1 protein-coding gene is annotated in these 595 nt (G+C 47.9%); it reads right to left on the bottom strand.

Translation table 11 applies throughout. The features are described 5' to 3' along the window. A partial coding sequence (tnpC, locus tag DXA55_RS16925) for an IS66 family transposase (protein WP_117814659.1) occupies positions 1 to 595 on the bottom strand: 595 nt, incomplete at both ends.

The raw sequence follows: 595 nt of genomic DNA, 5'->3' as shown, positions 1-595 counted from the left end.
CCAATTCCAGAATGCCTCCAGTATCGGCTTCTCCTTTTCAAGACGAAATTGTTTTCTCTGCTCCGCAGTGTGATTTTTTGCTTTTGAGTACCGCTCACAATCAAACAGCCTGGAACAGAACTGTACTCCCTGCACTGCCGGAAGGCTGTAATCATACTCTTTCCCTTTCGGTATGGCATCTGTGAAGTAACGTCTCACATGTGCCCAGCAAGAACAGTGCTTGATATCCGGCAGATTATTATAACCCTGATATCCATCCGTCTCCAGATATCCGCTGAACCCCTGTAGGAAAGATGCTGCATGGAACTTTGCCCTTGTCTCTGTATAATGATAGAGCAGGAGCGGCGGAAGTCCGTCTTCTCCACTGCGGAAGAGCCACATCCAGGAATCCGTTTCAGGATTACGCTCCGGCTCATTCAGTACCTGAACCCGGGTTTCATCTGCCATCAGATATTTACGCATCCGTAACTGACGGTGAAAATAATCATAAACATGACGGAGATAATTCTCGGCACAGTAAATGATCCAGTTAGCAAGCGTAGCCCGGCTTAATGGGACACCCAGTTGCTTCCAGTCCTCTTCCTGCCTGTTTAAC

It is taken from the genome of Blautia sp. OF03-13, assembly GCF_003460685.1.
Classification (GTDB): domain Bacteria; phylum Bacillota; class Clostridia; order Lachnospirales; family Lachnospiraceae; genus Fusicatenibacter; species Fusicatenibacter saccharivorans.
This window is presented reverse-complemented; position numbering and strand designations above follow the sequence as displayed.